We start from the raw sequence: 19,922 nt of genomic DNA on the forward strand, positions 1-19,922 counted from the left end.
GCAGCGATGCCTCAGTGCCTTCGTCCCTGCCCGAACAGCCGCACCGTTTCAGAGATGGGACCCCGTCAATAACCTGGTGCCCGTTGTCTGACTCGAACAGACGACCTTTCGCTTACAAGGCGAGTGCACTACCAACTGTGCTAAACGGGCAGGTATGGAACTATACCCGATTATTTGATTTTTTGTATGTTCAGCCGCTTCCCGCTCCCCGTCCGGGCGGGCTGAGCGTCAGCCGCGGGCTTGTAGTCCAGACAGAAGCCCGCCTCGGGACACTCGGCGGGATAAGCCGCTATCACGGCGCGGACCGGAACCCTGATTTCGCTAGCCTGCATTCCGAATCGCGCCGCAAAAGTGATCTCTTCATTGCCAAAGTCGGCGTTGTGAGCCGCCGCGGAAGAGACGTTCAGAACGATCTGTCCATCCCGAACGTACTCGCGCGGAACCTGCACGCCGTCGTCGACTTGGATGACAAGATAGGGACGCAGGCCATTGTCCTCGCACCACTGGACCATGGCCCGGATCAGGTAGGGCTTCAACGGGACTGCAGGGTGGAAATCGCTTGTATCGTTCATATCAGCGACGCATCACTTTTTCTGAAGGGGTCATGGACTCCATGAAAGCGGGCCGGGAGAACACTCTCTCCGCATAAATCTGGATCGCCTTCGCCGTCTTGGGCAGCTCGATCTTGTAGTAGTCAAGCCTCCAGAGAAGAGGGGCTATGCAGATGTCGAGCATGGAGAAATCCTCTCCAAGGAAATACTTGTTCTTGGAGAGGTGGCCGGAAAACTGCTGCAGCTGGTTGGCGATGCTCCTTCTGGCGACCGCCTTGTCTTTCTCGGCCGAGGCATGGTTCTCCAGGACGCGCACGGGCTGATAGAGCTCGCGCTCAAACCCGTAGAGGAACATGCGGGTGCGGGCGCGCGTGATGGGATCCGGCGGCATGAGCTGAGGATGAGGAAACCGCTCATCAATGTATTCGTCAATGACGTTGGCTTCATAAAGGATAAGGTCCCTCTCACTGAGGACAGGCACCGTCCCGTACGGAGTCATGGCCTTGACTTCGGGCGGGATGTTGAACATGTCCACATCGCGAATCTCGAAGTCCATGCCCTTCTCGAAGAGAACAAAGCGGCAGCGATGAGAAAAAGGATCCGTTGTGCCAGAATACAATACCATCATATGATGCTGTTTCCCCGATTGAAGAAAAGCCTTGTTCCTTTTAGTCAAGGAGAAAGACTTATGGTTCAGAAAACGGCTGTACGCCGTTTTTGATTTTAAAATAGCTATTTTAGAACTTTCAGCAAAGTGCCGCCAAAGCCAGCCCTTAGCGCAGCTCCGGCATCTGTTCTCATCAACCTAAAGGTACCACGATGGGCTTTTTAAAAGAATTCCAGGCCTTCATCTCCAAAGGCAATGTCATGGATCTGGCTGTCGGCGTCATCATCGGCGGCGCTTTCAACCAAATTGTCTCGAGCCTTGTGAAGGACATCATCAACCCGGTGGTGGGCTTCATCATCGGCAAACCGGATTTCCACAACCTGTTCTGGGTCATGAAGATGCCCGACGGCTACACCGGGCCCCAGACCTACGAGGCCCTCACCAAGGCCGGCGCCACCGTGTTCGGCTACGGCGCCTTCCTGACGGCGGTGATCCAGTTCCTCCTCCTGTCCCTGGTCATCTTCTTCATCATCAAGTCGATGAACACGATGCGCGAGAGACTCGAGCGCAAGCAGCCCCCCGCCCCGTCTGCCCCGGCGCCGGTTCCCGAAGACATCCAGCTGCTGCGGGAAATCCGCGACCTGATGAAGAAAAACGGCTGATTTTCCATCTCTCCCGGCCGTGCCGGGAGAGACGCCTCACTTGCTCTTCAGGGGAGGCCGCTCCTGCAGCGTCACCTGAGTCCTCCATTTCTTCCCGCCCCGATAGAACATCACCTCGACGGTCCGCCCGGGCTTGATGGCCGACACCTGCCGCATCATGGCCGCCACATCCGTGACCGGCTGCCCGTCCACCGACGTGATCAGATCCCCCTCGCGTATCCCGGAGGCCCACGCCGCCGCATCCTTCTTCACTACGGCGACCAGCACCCCCTGGCGTCCGCCCAGCTTCAGCTTGTCCGCAATTTCAGGCGTAAGGGCCTGAGGCACCAGCCCCAGGTACCCGCGCCGGACCCTGCCGCTCTTCATGAGGGCCGGCAGCACCTCGTTCACCAGCCGGGTGGGAATCGCAAAGCCAATGCCAACGGAGGTCCCCGCATTCATGTCGGGGGAAAAAATCGCGGTGTTGATCCCGATGAGCTGACCGGAAGAGTTGATGAGGGCCCCTCCCGAGTTGCCGCGGTTGATGGCAGCGTCCGTCTGAATAAAGTCCTCGAAGCTGTTCAGGCCGAGACTGTGCCGCCCAAGTGCGGAAACAATGCCCATGGTGACCGTCTGTCCGACGTTGAAGGGATTGCCGATGGCCAGCACAACGTCCCCCACCTCCAGGGTGTCGCTCGAGCCGAACTCAATGGGCGAGAGATCCTGCGCATCAACCTTGAGGAGCGCCAGGTCCGTCTCAGGGTCTATGCCCATCCTCCGGGCCTGGAACTCCCTGCCGTCATGCAGTGCAACAGAGATATCCGTCAGGTCTTCTATAACATGATTGTTGGTGAGGATGAAGCCGTTTCTGCTCACAACGACCCCAGAACCCAGGGGAGTAGCGCCGGAGGAGCGGGGAATGCCTGCCGGGTTCGTTCCGGCCGTATCCTCGTCTTCCTCGACGGCCTGCGTCGTATAGATGTTGACGACGGCTGGAGCTGCTTTTTTAACCGCTTCCGAGTAGGAAAGCACGGTCCCGCTCTCCCGCATGACCGGCAGGCTGGCAGCGTCAGGTCTGCCGTGGAAATGCTCCCACAAAACAACCGCCAGGCCGACCCCCGCGCAGACGGTGACCGTTTGGGCGAAAATAAGCCACAGGCGCTTCAACATAGAGGACTCTTTCCATGCAGACCCAGATGCTGGTTGACAAGCTCAACTCGCTGCTTGAAACCGAACGCTTCCATGATTATGCCCCCAACGGGCTGCAGGTCGAGGGCAGGAAGGAGACCGTCCGAATTATAACCGGCGTCACGGCCTGCCAGGCTCTGCTTGACGCCGCTGTCAGCCGGCAGGCTGACGCTGTGCTCGTTCACCACGGCTGGTTCTGGAAAAATGAAAGCCCCTGCATCACCGGCATCAGACGCAGGCGCATCCAAACCGCCCTGCAAAACGGGCTGAATCTGATCGCCTACCACCTCCCGCTCGACGCCCACCCCGCCCTCGGAAACAACGCGAGGCTGGCGGAAGTTCTGGGCATTCGGCCCACCGGCCAGTGGGGAGAGATGAGCCTCGGCTGGAAAGGCGTTTTAAAGAGCGGCCCGATGACGGCCTCCGGCTTTGCCTCCTTGGCAGCCGAAAAGCTTGCCAGGAAGCCCCTTCTCGCAGGTGATCCCGACCGAATGGTTCAAACGGTCTGCTGGTGCACGGGCGCCGCGCAAGGCTTCTTTGAGGAAGCTGCTGCTCAGGGCGCCGATCTGTACCTGTCCGGAGAAATCTCAGAGCAGACATTCCACCAGGCGAGGGAATCCGGTGTCCCGTATCTTGCCTGCGGACACCATGCGACGGAGCGCTTCGGCATCCAGGCTTTGGGCGGGTGGATTCGGGAAAACCTCGGGCTCGAGGTGGAATTCATCGACATCGACAACCCCGTTTAGGGGGCTGCGGCCGAATCCAGCGGTCCCGGGCGGAATTCGCCGCGCGGCCTCACTTCCCGGCCCCGGCTTCCTTTTCGCGCTTCTCGAGCTCTGCGATTTCCTCGCGCTCCTGCTCCATGAACGGCTTCGGATTCTTTTTACCAAAAATCTGGACAAGCCAGATGCCCGCCTGATAAAGAATCACAAGCGGCAGCGCCAGCAGGATCTGGGAAAGGACATCCGGAGGAGTGAAGATCGCCGCGAGCACAAAAGCTCCGACGACAACATAAGGGCGGGCCTTTTTCAGGGCCTGCAGCGAAGCGATGCCCACATGGTTGAGCACCATGACGATAATGGGCACCTCAAACGTCACCCCGAAGGCGAAAAAGAGGGTCAGCACAAAGCTGAAGTATGAATCAATGTCCGGGGCGAAATTGACCGACTCCGGGGAGAACTGGGCAATAAAGCGGAAAACAAATCGGAAAACAACGAAATAGCAGTAAACGATGCCCGCTGCGAACATCGCAACAGAAGAAACCAGAACCGGCAGAACCAGGCGCTTTTCCTGGCGGTACAGCGCAGGCGCCACATAAGCCCAGGCCTGATAAAGCACATAAGGCAGAGCGATCAGGAAGGCGACGAAAAGCGTCACCTTCAGCGGCACCAGAAACGGCGCGACGACGCCCGTTGACAGCAGTTTCGTTCCCTGCGGCAGCGCGACCATCAGCGGCATGGACAGGGCGTCAAACAGCTGCTTCATGAAGGGGGAAAGGATGAAAAAGACGATGATGATGGCCAGCATCGACTTGACCAGCCTGTTCCGCAGCTCGATCAGATGCTCGACGAGAGGCTGCTCGTTCCTCGGATCGTCTGGGGCTTCAATCGGAAGGTTTTCTTTTTTTTCGCTCATGGCATCTTTTTAGCGATAAATGCGGGGGCGGTTCGAACGGGCTCGCGGGGCATACCTGCGGTTGTTGCCCACGAACTGATGCCGGCTCATTTTCAGTTTTTCCCGAAGGTTTTCCACCTCCGCTGCCAGCTCGTCAACCGAGGGGCCGGAAATGTAGCGCTTTTCGAAGACATGCGGCTCCTGGGTCGTGTAGGAATCCGAATCATCGTTCCAAGAGAAATCGCTGCTGTCATAGGACTCGCCGGCGCCAGACCCGGAAGAGCTCTCCGCATCCGAAGAGCCGCCTGCCGCATCATCGGAAAAAGAGTCGATGCTCGTCGCCACCTTGCCAGAAGTGTCTTCGAGCGCCTTCTCCGCCTCCGTCATGTTTTTCTGGGCTTCCCCCGCAACTGAGTCGACATTTTTTTCAATGTCCTTGGCCGCGTTCTGAACCGTGGAATTCAGATCGGAAGCCACTTTCTGAGCGTCATCCTTTATTTTCTTCAGCTCAGAGAGCTCGGTTTCGCGATCTATGTCTTCCTTCATCTGCTGAACAAAACGCTGAGCCTTGCCAATCCACTGCCCGGCCGTTTTGGCAACCTCTGGCAGCTTCTCCGGCCCAAGCACGACCAATCCCACGACGCCGCAGACAACAAGTTCGCTAAAGCCAAAATCAAACATAGATGCCTAAAAATAAAAGAAGACGCCCCCGTGCGGCCCCATGGAAAGGGGGTACGGGGGGCAACGTCCGGCCAGCCCGACGAAATCAGGCCTGCTTGTCTTTCGCTGCGGCTTCGGCTTTCGCCGCCTCAGACTTCGCCGCCTCGGGTTTTGCCGCGGCTTCGCTCTTGGCAGCAGTCTTTTTGTCGTCTTCGGTGGCTTCGCTCATGCCTTCCTTAAAGCCCTTGATGGCGCCGCCCAGATCCTTGCCCATGTTCTTGAGCTTGCCGGTGCCGAACACCAGAACAACGATGGCAAGAACAATCAGCCAATGCCAGATGGAAAGAGAACCCATGATATTTAGCTCCTATGCCTGCTTCCAAGGACGGGGTCCGCCCAGAACATGGACATGCAGATGAGGTACTTCCTGACCGCCGTCGCGGCCTGTATTAATGACCACCCTGAAGCCGTTCCTGCACCCCAGGTCCAGGGCAAGCTTTCGGGCGAGACTTAGCATTTTACCCAAAAGCGCGCTGTCTTCGGAAGTGGTTTCCGCCAAAGAGGTGATATGGCGCTTGGGAATGATCAGAAAATGAACGGGGGCATGAGGATTAATGTCATAGAAAGCAAACAGTTCCTCATCCTCATAAATCTTTTTGCTCGGGATTTCGCCGCGGGCTATTTTGCAGAACAGGCAGTCCTCATTAGACATAAGCAGTCTCCCTTTGAAATTCTATCGGGCTTTGCGGCTGGCCTTTTCAACCAGGCCGGAAACGCCCTCCCTGCGGGCCAGCTCCGCAACAACATCCTCGGGGCGCAGCCCATAGCAGGACAGCGCCACCATGGAGTGGAACCACAGATCTGCCACTTCATACACCAGGTGGCTTTTGTCGCCGGAGCCATTGGCCACGTCCTTGGCAGCCATGATGACCTCCGAAGCTTCCTCGCCGATTTTCTTCAGCATGCCGTCGGGCGCCTTGGAAAACAGCTGCGCCACATAGCTTTTCGACGGGTCCGCGCCATGCCGCGAGTCAATTGTATCCGCGATTTCTTCCAGTACGCCCGAGCAGTCCCTGTTCATCGTTACTCTCCCTTCGGCCTGTGATGGTACATCTCTTCCGGGTCCTTGAGCACCGGCGAGTCTTCAACCCACCGCAGGCCCCCGTCCTGCTCGGCCAGCCTGCGGAAAAAGCAGCTCGCATGCCCGGTGTGGCAGGCCACGCCTCCAACCTGCTCAATCTCATACACCAGAGCGTCGCCGTCGCAGTCCAGATAAATGCCGAACACGTTCTGAACATTGCCGCTTTCCTCGCCCTTGCGCCACAGCCGCGAGCGGGAGCGGGAATAATACACGCCACGGCGGGTTCTCGCTGTTTCCTCAACAGCCTGCCGGTCAGCCCAGGCGAGCATCATGACGCGGCCGCTTGCGCGCTCCTGAGCAATGACCGGCACCAGACCGCGGGAATCAAAGCGAATGTCGTCAAGCCAGCTCATTCCCGGGCCTCCTCCGCCGGCAGGCGCATGCAGATGCCGCGGGAAGCCATGTAGCGCTTCGCCTCTTCGATGGTGTATTCGCCAAAATGGAATATGGACGCCGCAAGCACGGCATCGGCGCCGCCCTTCAGCACGGCATCGGCAAGATGGCTGAGATTGCCCGCGCCACCCGAGGCGATCACGGGGATGTCAACGGCCTCGCTCACCGCCCGCGTCAGGGGCAGGTCGAATCCCGCCTTCGTTCCGTCGGCGTCCATGCTGGTCAGAAGGATTTCTCCGGCCCCGAGGCCCTGCACGCGCTGCGCCCACTGCACGGCGTCCAGCCCAGTCGGCTTTCTGCCGCCGTGGGTGTAGACCTCCCAGCGCCCGTCGGCCGTCTTCTTCGCGTCGATAGCGCAGACGATGCACTGGCTGCCGTACAGGGCCGCGGACTCGCCGATCAAATCCGGATTTAGGACGCCTGCCGTGTTAATGGAAATTTTATCGGCGCCGGCGTTCAGCAGCCGCCTGATGTCCTCCACGCGGCGCACGCCTCCTCCCACCGTCAGGGGGATGAAGACCTGAGAGGCCACCCCCTCAATGACCGAGAGGATGATATCCCTCGCATCAGAACTGGCCGTGATGTCCAGAAAGGTCAGTTCGTCTGCCCCTTCCCTGTCATACCGGCGCGCAATTTCAACTGGATCGCCGGCATCCCGGAGATCCACAAAATTGGTGCCCTTCACCACCCTTCCGGCGGTGACGTCCAGGCAGGGAATTATTCGTTTTGCCAGCATGGCACACTCCCCGGCGGGCTGTCGATCAAAGCTTGTCGTCGTCTGACACGGGGCCGCCGCCCGTGACGTAGTTCAGCGCTTCCCTGAAGTCGAGCGTCCCCTCGTACAGCGCCTTGCCGAGGATGACCCCGGAGACGCCGTCGGCCTCCGCCTCCATCAGCGACACCACGTCGCCAATGTCTCTCACGCCTCCCGAGGCGATGACTGGCACTGAGGTCGCTGCAGCGAGCCTTCTCGTCGCCTCCACGTTGACCCCGCACAGCATCCCGTCTCTTGAGATGTCGGTGTACAGGAAGAAGGCCGGCCCAAGGTCCGCGAATTTCCGTGCGATCTCAAGAACGTCCACGCGGGAGGTCTTCTTCCACCCGTCGGTCGCCACCCTCCCGTCGCGGGCGTCCAGCGAGACGATGATGGCGTCCTGGAAAGCGCTGCAGGCATTGGCAAGGAAACCCGGCTGCTTGATGGCGGCGGTTCCGATCACCGCGTAGCGCAGCCCCTCGTCCAGGTAGCCCTCGATCGTATCGAGGTCCCGCAGCCCGCCCCCCAGGTCAATTTCCATAAGGCCGCCGTAGGAGCGGAGGATCTCGTTGATCACGTCCCGGTTGGCAGAGCGGCCGCTGCGGGCGCCGTCCAGATCCACCAGGTGCAGTCTTTTTGCCCCCATCTCAGCCCAGCGATAAGCCATTTCAACCGGGTTTTGGGAATAAACCGTGATGTCTTTGTCCAAATTGCCCTGTTTCAGGCGGACGCAGGCGCCGTCCTTGATATCGATGGCAGGGATGAGGTCAAGCACTTTTTTCACCTTCAGAGGTAAGAGTCAGAGGAAGGAAAGACTAAGGATTCCATTGGAGGAAATTCGAATAAAGCCGCAGGCCGTTCCCTGCGCTTTTTTCCGGATGAAACTGGGTTGCAAAGACGTTGTCCCTCGCCACCGCGCTGGCGTAAGGCAGGCCGTAGACCGTCATGCCGGCGATGAGGCGGATGTCCTCCGGACTGACGAAGTAGCTGTGCACGAGATAAAACCAGGCTCCGTCCTCGATGCCGGCCCACAGGGGATGGGCTGCGGCCTGGTAAACCCGGTTCCATCCCATTTCGGGGACCTTCAGCCTCTCGCCCGTCGACAGCCGCATGGCGGAAGCCGGAAAGCGGATCACCCGCCCGGGCAGAATGCCCAGCCCCTGGGCATGATCTTCCTCGCTTTCCCTGAACAGCATCTGCATTCCAATGCAGACCGCAAAAACCGGCTTGGAGGCCAGGGCCGAGCGGACGGCATCCTCCAGACCTGAGGCCTTAAGGTGCCTCATGCAGTCGCCCATGGCCCCCTGGCCCGGCAGCACGATGCGGTCCGCGCTTTCCACTTCCTTCGGGTCTGAAGAGACCTTCACTTCATCCCCGGACTGCGCGACGGCCTCCAGAGCCTTAGAGACCGACCTCAGGTTGCCGCTGCCGTAGTCGACGACGATGATTTTTCTCATAACAAACCTTTTGTGGATGGAATTATCCCCTTCATGCGCGGATCGGGCTCCACCGCCATCCGAAGCGCCCGACCGAAGGCCTTGAAGATGCTCTCGGCCTGGTGATGGGCGTTTTCGCCGCGCAGGTTGTCGACATGCAGCGTCACCATGGCATGGTTGGCAAAGCCCTGGAAGAACTCGCGCACAAGCTGGGTATCAAGTCCGCCGATGCTGGGAGCGGTGAAGGCGGCTTCGAAGACAAGGCCGGGCCTGCCCGAGAGATCCAGAACCACTCGCGAGAGCGATTCGTCCAGCGGCACATAGGCGAACCCATAGCGCCTGACCCCTTTTTTGTCGCCCAGGGCGGAGGCCAGGACGTCTCCCAGAGCGATGCCCACGTCTTCGACCGTGTGGTGGCCATCCACGTGAAGGTCGCCCTTTGCATGAACCTTCAGATCGACCAGCCCGTGGCGGGCGACCTGTTCCAGCATGTGATCAAAAAAGCCGATGCCCGTCTGGATGTCCGATTTCCCGGTCCCATCCAGGTCAAGGCGCACGCAGACTTCGGTTTCCCGCGTTTTCCTGGTCAGTTCCCCTGATCTGGTCGGATTCATGTAGAGTCTCCCCCTCTCTTTGCCGTTTCGCGTTCCGCCCGCCGCAGGGCCGGGACGGAACGCTGCCGCTGCCGGCCCTTACTTTTTCAGACGATAGCAGGCGCTGGTCGCGTGAGCAATCAGGTGTTCGCCGCGCGCCAGCACGTCAGCGATCGGAGCGAGAACCTGCGCGCCCTGCTCCGAAACGCGGATGATGCTCGTGCGCTTCAGGAAGTCATAAACCCCGAGCGGCGAAGAGAAACGGGCCGTTCTGGAGGTCGGGAGCACATGGTTGGGACCGGCGCAGTAATCCCCGAGCGCCTCGACGGACCAGCGGCCCAGAAAGATGGCGCCGGCATGCCGGAGATGGTCAACCCACTTCTCGGGGTTTTCAGTGGAGATCTCAAGGTGTTCCGGAGAAATGGTGTCCGCCACCCGGCAGGCCTCTTCAAGATCGCGGGTCACGATGATGGCGCCGCGGTTGGCAAGGCTCTTCTCGATGATCGCCTTGCGGGGCATGGTCGGCAGAAGACGGTCAATGGACCTGGAAACCTCCTCGGCGAAGGCCGCGTCCGGCGTGAGCAGAATCGCCTGGGCCAGCTCGTCGTGCTCGGCCTGGGAGAACAGGTCCATGGCGATCCAGTCGGCCGGAGTCTTTCCGTCGCAGATCACCAGAATTTCAGAGGGGCCGGCGATCATGTCAATGCCGACGCGGCCGAACACATACCTCTTGGCGGCAGCCACGTAGGCGTTGCCCGGCCCGACGATCTTGTCCACGGCCTCGAGCGTCTTCGTGCCATAGGCGAGAGCGGCGATAGCCTGCGCCCCGCCAATCGTAAAGGCCCGGGAAACGCCGGCAAGATACGCGGCGGCCAGGACCAGCTGGCTGCGCTCGCCACCCGGGGTCGGAAACACCATCTCGATGCGGGGAACGCCCGCCACGTGGGCCGGCATGGCATTCATCAGCACGGAGGAAGGATACGCTGCCTTGCCGCCGGGGACATAAAGGCCCACGGAGTCAACGGCACGGATCCTCTGGCCTAGCACGTCGCCCGCCTCGTCGGTGATGGTCCAGCCCTTTTCCAGCTGGTGCTCATGGAACACGCGGATCCTGCGGGCGGCCGTTTCGATCGCGTTCTTTTGATCCGGCGGAAGGCTGTCGAAGGCCGCCTTCATTTCCTCGCGGCTGACAATAGCCTCGCTCATGTCCTTCAGGTTCAGGCGGTCAAAGCGGTTCGTGTACTCAAGAACGGCCTCGTCGCCCCGCCGCGCAACGTCCTGCACAATCGCCTCGGCCCTGCGGGTGATCTCCGGGTCCACTGAAGCGTCCCGGGCCACCAGCGTCGAGAACCTGGCCTCAAAGTCTTTGTCTGTTGTCGAAAGTTTCCTAATCATTCTTTTTTGCCTTACGGATATTTTCAATAATCGGTGACAGTTCGGCCTTCTTCAGGCCCATGGAAATCTGATTCACGATCAGCCTGGAGCTGATCGGGGCGATCACCCTCACCTCGCGCATGTTGTTGGCCCGCAGAGTCGCCCCCGTAGCCACAATGTCCACGATGGCGTCGGCCAGGCCAGCGATGGGGGCAAGCTCCATGGAGCCGTAGAGCTTGATCAGATCCACATGAACGCCCTGGCGCGCGAAGTAATCACGAGCCCACTTCATGAATTTGGTCGCGATGCGGATCCTCCCGCCGGAGCGCACCAGCCTTTCGTAGTCAAAGCCGTTCGGGGCGGCCACGCTCATCCTGCACCTGGCGATCTGCAGGTCGACCGGAATAAACAGGCCGTTGCCGCCGTGCTCGTAGAGCGTATCCCATCCGCACACGCCCAGGTCCGCAGCTCCGTACTGAACGTAGGTGGGCACATCCGTCGCGCGGATCACCACAATCCTCAGGTCAGGACGGTTCGTCGCGATCATAAGCTTGCGGCTTTTTTCCGGATCCTCGGCCGGGAAAATGCCGGCAGCCGCAAGGAAAGGCAGCGCCTCCTGATAAATGCGGCCTTTGGCCAGCGCCATCGTGATCATTCAGACAGTCTCCTGATATTCGCCCCCAGGGCGCTCAACTTCACCTCCATCCGATCATAACCGCGATCAAGATGATAAATGCGGTGGACGTCAGACTCCCCCTCGGCCGCCAACGCAGCAATGACCAGTGAAGCCGAAGCCCTGAGGTCCGTCGCCATGAGCTCCGCCCCCTCAAGCCTGCGCACGCCGTTCACAACTGCCGTATGCCCTTCGACCTGAATGTCCGCCCCCAGGCGCTGAAGCTCAGGAACGTGCATGAAGCGGTTTTCGAAAATAGTCTCCGTGATGTGCGAAGTGCCCTCGGCAATGCAGTCCATTGCCATGAACTGCGCCTGCATGTCCGTCGGGAAGCCGGGATGCGGCTCGGTTCTGACCGAGACGGCCAGGGGGCGCCTGTCCATCCGGATCCTGATCCAGTCCTCGCCAGTGCTGACTTCCGCTCCGGCCGCCCGCAGCTTATCGAGCACGACGGTCATGTCCGCGGGGCGGGCCGCAGAGAGGAGGACATCACCTCTGGTCGCCACGGCCGCCACGGCGAATGTGCCCGCCTCGATCCGGTCCGAAACGACGGTGTGCTCCGCGCCGTGAAGCGCCGGCTGCCCCTCAATCACGATTCGCGAGGTACCGTCCCCCGTGATTCTGGCCCCCATCGCCCGCAGGCAGTTAGCCAGATCGACCACTTCCGGCTCCCTGGCCGCGTTCTCAATGATGGTCTCCCCCTCGGCGAGAACAGCCGCCATCATGATGTTTTCCGTTCCGGTGACGGTCACCATGTCGGTCACTATCTTGCAGCCTTTCAGCCTCTTGCTCTGCAGGTCCACAAAACCGTGGTCTATCTCAACCTCCGCCCCCATGCGGCGGAGGGCCTGGATGTGCTGATCGACGGGGCGCGCCCCGATGGCGCAGCCGCCCGGCAGGGACACTCTCGCCGAACCGAACCGGGTGGCCAGCGGGCAGAGCACCAGAATGGAGGCGCGCATGGTCTTCACCAGCTCATAGGGCGCGACCGTGCTGCGGATGTCCGACGCCTGAAGTATGACGTCCTCGCCCTCGCGCCGGCACCGGACCCCCATGCCGGCCAGAAGCCGAAGCATGGTCCTCACGTCGGCCAGATCGGGCACGTTGTGCAGGATCAGATCTTCCGGAGTAAGAAGGCAGGCTGCCAGAATCGGCAGGGCCGCGTTCTTGGCCCCCGAAATCTTAACCGTCCCGCAAAGGCGGCTGCCGCCAATGATCTTCAGCTTTTCCATAACCAACCCAAGTTGTGTTTCCGCAGCCCGGTCCGGACCGCCTTAAGTTTATGCGCGCCTTGCCCGCGGGAAGGACGCGCGCCGCTGCTCCCGAGTTTCTCAGGCCGCTTCAGTTCCGCTCGCCTGCGGCTGCGGATCCAGCAGCTCTTCAACCTCATAGAGCCTGCACAGATCCAGTATTCCGGCCGGAAGCGCCTTCACGCGAAACGGCACGCCGGCCTTCTGGCAGCCCCGCTTCCAGTGCAGCAGACAGGCGACCGCCGAAGAATCCCCGCGCTGGACGCCGGAAAAGTCGAAATCCCCGTCTCCGGCCGCAATGGCAGCGTCACCGGCAGCAATCACCGGCTGAACATTCTTCAGCGTAACGAACGATTCCTTAATTTTCATACGCCATATTACTGTTTGCGGTTAAGCGCGGAATTCTTGTCGTTCATGGAGGCGATCAGAGCGGGAATGCCGCCGTTGGCAAGGATGCTGCCGAACTGGGAATGATAATTCTGTACCAGCCAGATGCCGCTCACATTGACATCGATGATCTGCCAGCCGTTCGCACCCTTGGCCAGCCTGTAGCCTACATCGACCGGCTTTTCCGTCTTGGAGACCAGCCGCGTGCGCACGATCGGGGTGGCGCCGGCGGCGCCCCTGCCGGGCACGAGTTCAGCCCGGTAGTCCTTCACACCGCTGAAGGCCCCGGAATAAACTCTTGTGAGCAGATTCCTGAACCCATCCTCGAGCTGCCTGCGCTGATCGGCGGAAGCCTGGCGCCACTGGGGTCCGACCGCCGTGCGCGTCATGCGCGGAAAATCGACGACCGGGAGAATCCTGTTGGACACGAAGGTCCTGATGCGCGCAGGATCCTCTTTCTTCAGAGCCGGGTCCCTGCGGATGTCCGCAAGCACCTGGTTCATCATTCCGACGACCCAGGCCGACGGGTCAGCGTCGGAAGACGACGCGGCCTGAACCCTCAGAGAGACGAGGCCGAGTAAGGAAACGGGCAGAATCTCCGCCACAAATCTGCGTCTAGAAATCATAGTTCCAGCATCCTTTCTTCAAAACTCTTACTTCGCGGCCGGGGCGGAAGCCTCCGGCTGCGCTGGAGCCGGGGAGTCGCCCGGATCTTCAGCAAAAGTGTCTTCCGGCGGCTCGCCGTCGTAGACCAGGCTGCGGCGATACTGCAGGTAACCGTCGCGCGTCTGGGTGTACGGATCGACGGCTGTGTCGAGAACCTCGTCCATATCCAGAAGCCTCGTGCGCGTGTCAATGACGTCCACGCCCCAGACCGCCCAGCCCGCCCAGTCGGGATCCACCCATGTCTGTATGGAGGAGGCCCAGTTGACGCCCTTGCCCACGGTATCGCGAACCGTCGAGGGCCCGAGGAACGGAATGACGAAATAGGGACCGTTGCCGATGCCCCAGTAGCCAAGCGTCTGACCGAAATCCTCGGGCTTCGGGGTGAGGTCGCCCATGCTGGCCACATCAAAGCAGCCCAGCAGCCCGAATGTCGAATTCACCACAAAGCGCATGAAGGATACGAACGCATTGTTGCCCTTGCCCTGCAGCGCGTTATTGAGCACGTTGCGCGGCTCGGTCAGGTTGTCCATCATATTGCTGATGCAGCTGCGCACAGGCTTCGGCGTCACCGTTTCATAGCCCTTGGCCACCGGGCGCATGAAGTACTTGTCAAAGCCCTGGTTGAACGCAAAGGTCTGGCGGTTCATGGTTTCCCAGGGATCCGCCGGATTTTCCCCGGAATTTGCCGGCACGCTGGCGCACCCGCCCGCCATCAGGGCTGCGGCCAGCGCACCGGCGACAGCCAAACGTTTAAGCGATCTCATTTCGCAGCCTCCTGATCAGGGGAGCCCCCCTTCTTTTCAGCCGTGTTGAACAGAAACTGACTGATCAGGTTCTCCAGGACAATGGAGGACTGCGTCTGCTGGATCCGGTCGTTGTTTTTCAGGTTGCTCTCCTCCGAACCGGCCTCCAGGCCGATGTACTTCTCACCGAGAAGGCCTGCCGTAAGGATTTTGGCCGAGGTGTCGGAAGGGAATTTGTAGTTGCTGTAGATATCCAGCTTTACAACGGCCTGAAACGTCTGCGGATCCAGCGAAATCGATTTCACCCGCCCGACGTTGACCCCCGCGCTGCTTACGGAAGCACGCGGCTTGAGCCCTCCGGCATTGTCAAAGACCGCCGTCACTTCATAGGTTTTCTGCCCGAAGTTGAGAGAAAGCATATTGCCGGCCTTCAGGGCCAGAAACAGCAGAGCCGCTATGCCCAGCAATACAAAAACGCCCACCAGCAAATCCGTTTTCCTGCTTTGTTCCATTTTTTCATCCGCTATATTCTTCAGGCGAACATGAGCGCCGTCATGATAAAGTCAAATCCAAGAATCATCAGCGACGAGACAATCACCGTTCTCGTTGTCGCGAGCGATACTCCGGCAGGCGTTGCGCGCGAAGTGAACCCCTGGAAAAGAGCCACCAGCCCGACAATCACCCCGAACACGACGCTCTTGATGAAACCGTTGCCAATGTCCTCAAAGAGGTCGACCGAGGTCTGCATGTGCGACCAGAAGGCGCCTGCGTCAGAGCCTATGAGGACGACCCCTACCAGCCATCCTCCCAGAATGCCTACCGCGTTGAAAATCAGGGTAAGGATCGGCACGGAGATCGTCGTGGCGAGGAAGCGCGGCGCCAACACCCGCTGGACAGGGTCCACGCCCATCATTTCCATGGCCGAGAGCTGCTCGCCGGACCTCATGAGCCCTATCTCGGCTGTGAGCGACGTGCCGGCCCGGCCGGCAAACAGAAGCGCAGTCACGACCGGCCCAAGCTCTCTGATCAGCGCGAGCGCGACTAGCACGCCCAAGGCCTCCTCACTGCCGTAGGTGACCAGGATGTCATAGCCTTGGAGCCCCAGGACGGCCCCGATGAAAAACCCGGAAATGGCAATAATCAGCAGGGAACGATTCCCCACAAAGAAAATCTGCTGAGCAAGCAGCGGCAGCCGCCGCAGCGAAGCCGGGCAGCTCCTGAGCACGAGCCAGGTGAACCTTCCGAAGCGGCCTGCGTAGAGAACTTGATTCACGACCCAGGCGCCCAGAGACGCGATTTTTTCGGCCAGAGCGTTCATGCCTGCACCCCGAAATCTTCAGCAATCGAACGGGTCGTGGGATAGTGGAAAGCCACGGGTCCGTCGGGCAGACCGTTGAGGAACTGCCGCACAAAGGGATCCTTCGAGCGGAAAAGCTCTTCGGGAGACCCCTGGGCCGCTACCTTACGGTTGGAAATCATGTAAATGTAGTCTGCAATATCGAAAGTCGTCTTCACATCATGGGTGACCACGACGCTGGTGGCGTGCAGCGCCGTATTGAGCCGCTTGATCAGGCGCGCCGTCACGCCCATGGAGATCGGATCCAGTCCGGTAAAGGGCTCGTCGTACAAAATCAGCTCCGGGTCGAGCGCGATCGTGCGGGCGAGCGCCACGCGCCGGGCCATGCCGCCGGATATCTCGGAGGGCATCAGCCGGGCGGCTCCGCGCAGCCCGACCGCGTTGAGCTTCATCAGCACAAGGTCATGGATGGTCTCTTCATCGAGCCCCGTGTCCTCGCGCATGGGAAACGCCACGTTATCGAAAACCGAAAGATCAGTGAAAAGGGCGCCGAACTGGAAAAGCATGCCCATTCTTTTGCGCAGGGCGAAAAGGCCGTCCCTGCTCTGGGCGTGAATATCGACGCCTCCCAGATACACGTGCCCCTTCTGCGGACGCAGCAGGCCGCCGATCAGCTTGAGGAGAGTGGTCTTTCCCATCCCCGAGCCGCCCATCACCGCAACGACCTTCCCCTTCCCAAAGGAGAGGGAAACGTCATCCAATATGACTCTGGCCCCGAAGCCGAAAGTCATATGGTCTACTTTTAAGAATTCTTCCATCTGGCAAAAATTAAACCCGAACAGCTCTTTGCCGGCCCTCTTTCGAAAAACAGGAACACTGAACGAACGTTCATTTTGGGATAAAAAGCATTATCGCACAAGAGCAGCCGCCGACAGCCCCCTTCAGGGCGGCTTTTCAAGCCGCCGGGCCCTGCTCGCAGGCCGGCAGGCCCAGCTCCCTCGGAATCCACTTGACAGGTCTGGAGATGCCCAGCTCTTTCAGCCGGGGGTCATCGGGCGCAACCACATCGAAGGCCTTCAGCAGGCTTTCGGGAACGGCGCATACTTTTTTTGTAACAAAGTCAATATGAGCCCACTCCGTCGCCGCGAGCGTGACCAGCTTGCCGCGGCGGGCGAATGCATACCTTCTGAGTGACACAGGTCCCGCCACAGCCGAGATCCAGGTGTACAGGACCAGCTCATCGCCCAGCAGCGCCGGCCTCAGGTACTCAATCCAGTGCTCACGGGCCACCCAGACGTGCTTCTCGCGCAGATAGCGCTCCTGGGGCCAGCCCAGAGCCGCGGAGTGCTCTATGGCGAGGTCCTCCATCCAGCGCAGGTACTCTTTGTTGTTGACATGCCCCAGCACGTCAATCGACGCCTCGGTCACTCTCAATGTCTTGGAAAAAATGCTGCTGCACATATGTCAGGGTTTCCTTCTCATTGCTTCTCGCGGCGGGGACGTCCCTGCCGCCTTGCGGGACGGCGCCTGCCGTCCTCCACCGGGAGGCTTCGCACAAACGGCTCCTCTCCGGCCGGCCAGCCGCGCCTGGCCTGCTTCTCCAGATACCTTCCAAACCACTCCCTCTGAGGCGTTGCGCACATCTGCCTATAGCGCCGGGCGCGCTCCTGGGGCGAGTCGCCCAGCGCCCAGAGCACGGGCGAGTCGCTCAGAAATGCGTCTACCCTTGTGCCCGTATGGTGGGCATAGCTCGACCAGACATACTGTCCGGGCTGCAGGACGAAGCCGAGCCTGACGGGAAGCTCCTCCAGATACCTGCAGGCCTCAAGCTCCCAGGCCGGATCCAGAACGCAGGACCTGAAGCGCCCGCCCCAGATGGTGCCCGAATGCAGGTAGCGCGCGTTAAACCATCGGACATAGCGCCTGGAAAGCTCCTGCATGAAATGGCTCAGCGCCAAAGAGGTCTCCGGACAGAGCAGCAGGTGCGCCCCTGCGGGCAGCAGGACGTAGCCGCGCACGGCGACGCCGGAACTTTCCGAACACCGGCGGACGGATTCCAAATAATACAGGTAATCCTCGTCGCTCCTGAAGACATCGAGCCTGCCCGCCCCCTTCTGAACCACCAGGTGGGGCAGGCCGGCAATTGTGCAGCGCGTCAGCCTTGCCATGAATCTCCCCGCCCTATGGCCGGTAGCCGCCCCAGAGCAGCGTCTGCCGCAGCAGTTCCATAGGAGCCTCCTCGACGGTCGTGCGCCCGATGCCGTGAAGGACAACAAACCGGATGTGCCCGCCTGCACTCTTCTTGTCTCCTTTCATGCAGGCAATGGCAGCCTCAAGCGGCAGTCCCTCGATTCTTACCGGAAGTCCCGCTGAGCGCACGGCCTCCGTCACTCTCCCGAGTTCTTCCGGTGTAAGGTACCCAAGCCTCCTGGACAGATCGGCAGCGAGCACGAGTCCGCAGCCGACGGCCTCACCGTGCAGCCACGTACCGAACCCGGCCAGCTTCTCGATGGCGTGGCCGAAAGTGTGCCCAAGATTGAGCGTGGCTCGTATTCCCGACTCCTTCTCATCGCGCGAGACAATGCCGGCCTTCAGTTCGCACGACCCGGCGATGACCTCCGCAAGGACCTCGTGGTCGAGCCTGCGGATCGCCGCCATATTCCGGAACACCATGTCGAAATAGGCGGCATCGCCCAAAAGCCCGTGCTTGATGATCTCTCCCAGCCCTGCTGAGACCTCGCGTGCGGGCAGCGTCTCCAGCGTCTGCGTATCGGCCACCACGAGAGAGGGCTGGTGAAAGCAGCCGATAAGGTTCTTTCCCGCGGGGAGGTTGACTCCGGTCTTCCCTCCCACGGAACTGTCCACCTGAGCGAGCAGCGTCGTCGGGAACTGGACGAAGCGGATGCCACGCATCCAAATGGCCGCCGCGAACCCGGCGATGTCGCCGACTACGCCGCCGCCCAGGGCGCATATCACGGAGCGCCGGTCAGCCCCCGCGGCCGCCAGCCCGTCAAGAACTTTCTGCACCGAGCTGAAATTCTTAAAACGCTCGCCGTCCGGAAGGATGACCGAAGAGACCGGGGCGATGCCCCGGCAGGAGGCGGCCAGCCGCTCCAGATACAGCGGCTGCACTGTCTCGTTGGTGACTATCACGATCCGGGTGGGGTTGAGCTTTCCCACCCAGGCCCCGGCCTGCTCAAGAAGCCCCGGTCCCGTCAGAATGGGGTAGCTGCGGGCCCCCAGATTGACCTCTGTTGTCTTAACCATGAATGTCCTCGCTCAGTAGCCTGCCCACACGGGGGTGCGCCAGGATCCGCGCCGCCAGGGCGGCGGGCGACCCCTCTGCGCTCCGAAAGCTGATGTCCGAAGTGGCGCAGTACAAGGGATGCCTCGCCTCAAGCAGACTTCTCACCCTTTCCTCTTTATTATCTCCTGCCAGTTTCGGGCGTCCGGTGCATCCCCGGGTGCGGGCGAGCACCGTCTCTGCGGACACCCTGAGATAAACGACCAGGCCCGTCTCCGAGAGGATCCGCCTGTTTTCCTCGGACAGGATCACGCCACCGCCGGTTGAAACCACAAGACGGTCCCTCACCGACAGACGCCGGAGGAGATCAGTCTCCATCCTGCGGAATCCCGCCTCGCCAAGAAGCTCGAAAATCCTGGGAATGCTGAGGCCTCTTTCCTGCTCTATCTGGCGGTCCATGTCAACCCATGGCCAGCCGGTTTTCTCGGCCAGGATCCTGCCCACGGTAGATTTCCCAGCCCCCATCATCCCCACCAAATAAATGATCTTTCCCATTTCTGATCCGGCGTTGCACCCTATGCGCATTAGAGCATAACTCACCGAGAGGCTTCTCCCCGCCGCCGGAAATCTGCTCCGGGAGGCGATCCGCGTTTCAAAACCGCTAAAATGAAGAAACTTCAACAACCCCGTCTGAAGCTGACGCCGCCCAG

General features: G+C 60.5%; 28 protein-coding genes and 1 tRNA gene. 2 read left to right on the plus strand and 27 right to left on the minus strand.

Annotation, left to right across the window (positions count from 1 at the left end; translation table 11 throughout):
* Positions 1-74 precede the first annotated feature (74 nt).
* The 3 genes from MUN46_RS01875 to MUN46_RS01885 all read right to left on the minus strand — a co-directional run bounded on the left by MUN46_RS01875 (position 75) and on the right by MUN46_RS01885 (position 1,179).
* A tRNA-Thr gene (locus tag MUN46_RS01875) sits at positions 75-150 on the minus strand.
* 20 nt (positions 151-170) lie between these two features.
* Positions 171-572 carry a stringent starvation protein B gene (locus MUN46_RS01880; protein WP_243376000.1) on the minus strand — a complete coding sequence of 134 codons (402 nt, stop codon included), beginning with the start codon at positions 570-572 and terminating at the stop codon, positions 171-173.
* 1 nt (position 573) lies between these two features.
* Positions 574-1,179: a glutathione S-transferase N-terminal domain-containing protein gene (locus tag MUN46_RS01885; protein ID WP_243376001.1), complete on the minus strand. Its 606-nt coding sequence runs from the start codon at positions 1,177-1,179 to the stop codon at positions 574-576.
* Between the two features lie 191 nt (positions 1,180-1,370).
* On the opposite strand from MUN46_RS01885, the gene mscL reads away from it, so the two are divergent.
* The gene (gene mscL, locus MUN46_RS01890; RefSeq protein ID WP_243376002.1) at positions 1,371-1,820 is read left to right on the plus strand and encodes a large conductance mechanosensitive channel protein MscL; all 450 of its coding nucleotides are present in this window, start codon (positions 1,371-1,373) and stop codon (positions 1,818-1,820) included.
* A gap of 36 nt (positions 1,821-1,856) precedes the next feature.
* Here the strand turns inward: mscL and MUN46_RS01895 are convergent, their stop codons facing one another.
* Positions 1,857-2,969: a S1C family serine protease gene (locus tag MUN46_RS01895; protein WP_243376003.1), complete on the minus strand. Its 1,113-nt coding sequence runs from the start codon at positions 2,967-2,969 to the stop codon at positions 1,857-1,859.
* Between the two features lie 14 nt (positions 2,970-2,983).
* Here MUN46_RS01895 and MUN46_RS01900 point away from each other — a divergent pair, with 14 nt between their 5' ends.
* Positions 2,984-3,733, plus strand: coding sequence for a Nif3-like dinuclear metal center hexameric protein (locus MUN46_RS01900; protein WP_243376004.1), 750 nt, complete (start codon positions 2,984-2,986; stop codon positions 3,731-3,733).
* Positions 3,734-3,782: 49 nt separating this feature from the next.
* Here the strand turns inward: MUN46_RS01900 and tatC are convergent, their stop codons facing one another.
* From tatC to MUN46_RS02015, 23 genes are all read right to left on the minus strand, one after another.
* Positions 3,783-4,622, minus strand: a complete 840-nt coding sequence (gene tatC, locus MUN46_RS01905) for a twin-arginine translocase subunit TatC (RefSeq protein ID WP_243376005.1) — start codon at positions 4,620-4,622, stop codon at positions 3,783-3,785.
* A 9-nt stretch (positions 4,623-4,631) separates the two neighbouring features.
* Positions 4,632-5,282, minus strand: coding sequence for a Sec-independent protein translocase protein TatB (tatB, locus tag MUN46_RS01910; protein ID WP_243376006.1), 651 nt, complete (start codon positions 5,280-5,282; stop codon positions 4,632-4,634).
* An 85-nt stretch (positions 5,283-5,367) separates the two neighbouring features.
* A complete protein-coding gene (gene tatA / locus MUN46_RS01915; RefSeq protein WP_243376007.1) occupies positions 5,368-5,616 on the minus strand; it encodes a Sec-independent protein translocase subunit TatA in 249 nt (82 codons plus the stop codon).
* A 12-nt stretch (positions 5,617-5,628) separates the two neighbouring features.
* On the minus strand, positions 5,629-5,973 hold the full coding sequence (locus MUN46_RS01920) for a histidine triad nucleotide-binding protein (protein WP_243376008.1): 345 nt from the start codon (positions 5,971-5,973) through the stop codon (positions 5,629-5,631).
* A gap of 21 nt (positions 5,974-5,994) precedes the next feature.
* Positions 5,995-6,342 carry a phosphoribosyl-ATP diphosphatase gene (locus tag MUN46_RS01925; RefSeq protein WP_237978746.1) on the minus strand — a complete coding sequence of 116 codons (348 nt, stop codon included), beginning with the start codon at positions 6,340-6,342 and terminating at the stop codon, positions 5,995-5,997.
* A gap of 2 nt (positions 6,343-6,344) precedes the next feature.
* Positions 6,345-6,755 (minus strand): phosphoribosyl-AMP cyclohydrolase, encoded by a 411-nt coding sequence (gene hisI / locus MUN46_RS01930; protein WP_243376009.1) that lies wholly within the window; start codon positions 6,753-6,755, stop codon positions 6,345-6,347.
* Positions 6,752-7,531: an imidazole glycerol phosphate synthase subunit HisF gene (gene hisF, locus MUN46_RS01935; protein WP_243376010.1), complete on the minus strand. Its 780-nt coding sequence runs from the start codon at positions 7,529-7,531 to the stop codon at positions 6,752-6,754. Before hisF ends, hisI begins: the two co-directional genes overlap by 4 nt.
* Before the next feature lie 25 nt (positions 7,532-7,556).
* Positions 7,557-8,333, minus strand: coding sequence for a 1-(5-phosphoribosyl)-5-[(5-phosphoribosylamino)methylideneamino]imidazole-4-carboxamide isomerase (gene hisA, locus MUN46_RS01940; RefSeq protein ID WP_285230536.1), 777 nt, complete (start codon positions 8,331-8,333; stop codon positions 7,557-7,559).
* Between the two features lie 31 nt (positions 8,334-8,364).
* On the minus strand, positions 8,365-9,006 hold the full coding sequence (gene hisH, locus MUN46_RS01945; RefSeq protein ID WP_243376012.1) for an imidazole glycerol phosphate synthase subunit HisH: 642 nt from the start codon (positions 9,004-9,006) through the stop codon (positions 8,365-8,367).
* Positions 9,003-9,599, minus strand: a complete 597-nt coding sequence (gene hisB / locus MUN46_RS01950) for an imidazoleglycerol-phosphate dehydratase HisB (protein WP_243376013.1) — start codon at positions 9,597-9,599, stop codon at positions 9,003-9,005. Before hisB ends, hisH begins: the two co-directional genes overlap by 4 nt.
* Positions 9,600-9,677: 78 nt before the next feature.
* Positions 9,678-10,973 carry a histidinol dehydrogenase gene (gene hisD, locus MUN46_RS01955; protein WP_243376014.1) on the minus strand — a complete coding sequence of 432 codons (1,296 nt, stop codon included), beginning with the start codon at positions 10,971-10,973 and terminating at the stop codon, positions 9,678-9,680.
* Positions 10,966-11,607, minus strand: a complete 642-nt coding sequence (hisG, locus tag MUN46_RS01960) for an ATP phosphoribosyltransferase (RefSeq protein WP_243376015.1) — start codon at positions 11,605-11,607, stop codon at positions 10,966-10,968. The genes hisD and hisG overlap by 8 nt, the downstream gene beginning before the upstream one ends.
* Positions 11,604-12,857 carry a UDP-N-acetylglucosamine 1-carboxyvinyltransferase gene (gene murA / locus MUN46_RS01965; RefSeq protein WP_243376016.1) on the minus strand — a complete coding sequence of 418 codons (1,254 nt, stop codon included), beginning with the start codon at positions 12,855-12,857 and terminating at the stop codon, positions 11,604-11,606. The genes hisG and murA overlap by 4 nt, the downstream gene beginning before the upstream one ends.
* A gap of 99 nt (positions 12,858-12,956) precedes the next feature.
* Complete coding sequence (locus MUN46_RS01970; protein ID WP_243376017.1) at positions 12,957-13,244, minus strand: STAS domain-containing protein; 288 nt, start codon at positions 13,242-13,244, stop codon at positions 12,957-12,959.
* An 8-nt stretch (positions 13,245-13,252) separates the two neighbouring features.
* Positions 13,253-13,888 (minus strand): MlaC/ttg2D family ABC transporter substrate-binding protein, encoded by a 636-nt coding sequence (locus tag MUN46_RS01975; RefSeq protein ID WP_243376018.1) that lies wholly within the window; start codon positions 13,886-13,888, stop codon positions 13,253-13,255.
* Between the two features lie 27 nt (positions 13,889-13,915).
* Positions 13,916-14,692, minus strand: coding sequence for an MlaA family lipoprotein (locus tag MUN46_RS01980; protein ID WP_243376019.1), 777 nt, complete (start codon positions 14,690-14,692; stop codon positions 13,916-13,918).
* Entirely contained in the window at positions 14,689-15,183 is a 495-nt protein-coding gene (mlaD, locus tag MUN46_RS01985; protein ID WP_243376020.1) for an outer membrane lipid asymmetry maintenance protein MlaD, read from the minus strand. The genes MUN46_RS01980 and mlaD overlap by 4 nt, the downstream gene beginning before the upstream one ends.
* A gap of 20 nt (positions 15,184-15,203) precedes the next feature.
* Positions 15,204-15,989 carry a lipid asymmetry maintenance ABC transporter permease subunit MlaE gene (mlaE, locus tag MUN46_RS01990; RefSeq protein ID WP_243376021.1) on the minus strand — a complete coding sequence of 262 codons (786 nt, stop codon included), beginning with the start codon at positions 15,987-15,989 and terminating at the stop codon, positions 15,204-15,206.
* Positions 15,986-16,786 (minus strand): ABC transporter ATP-binding protein, encoded by an 801-nt coding sequence (locus MUN46_RS01995; protein WP_243376022.1) that lies wholly within the window; start codon positions 16,784-16,786, stop codon positions 15,986-15,988. Before MUN46_RS01995 ends, mlaE begins: the two co-directional genes overlap by 4 nt.
* 136 nt (positions 16,787-16,922) lie before the next feature.
* A complete protein-coding gene (locus MUN46_RS02000) occupies positions 16,923-17,429 on the minus strand; it encodes an acyl-CoA thioesterase (protein ID WP_243376023.1) in 507 nt (168 codons plus the stop codon).
* A 17-nt stretch (positions 17,430-17,446) separates the two neighbouring features.
* A complete protein-coding gene (locus MUN46_RS02005) occupies positions 17,447-18,136 on the minus strand; it encodes a transposase (protein WP_243376024.1) in 690 nt (229 codons plus the stop codon).
* Positions 18,137-18,149: 13 nt separating this feature from the next.
* On the minus strand, positions 18,150-19,235 hold the full coding sequence (gene aroB / locus MUN46_RS02010) for a 3-dehydroquinate synthase (RefSeq protein ID WP_243376025.1): 1,086 nt from the start codon (positions 19,233-19,235) through the stop codon (positions 18,150-18,152).
* A complete protein-coding gene (locus MUN46_RS02015; protein ID WP_243376026.1) occupies positions 19,228-19,767 on the minus strand; it encodes a shikimate kinase in 540 nt (179 codons plus the stop codon). Before MUN46_RS02015 ends, aroB begins: the two co-directional genes overlap by 8 nt.
* Positions 19,768-19,922: the final 155 nt, after the last annotated feature.

It is taken from the genome of Mesosutterella faecium, assembly GCF_022809315.2.
Classification (GTDB): Bacteria; Pseudomonadota; Gammaproteobacteria; order Burkholderiales; family Burkholderiaceae_F; genus Mesosutterella; species Mesosutterella faecium.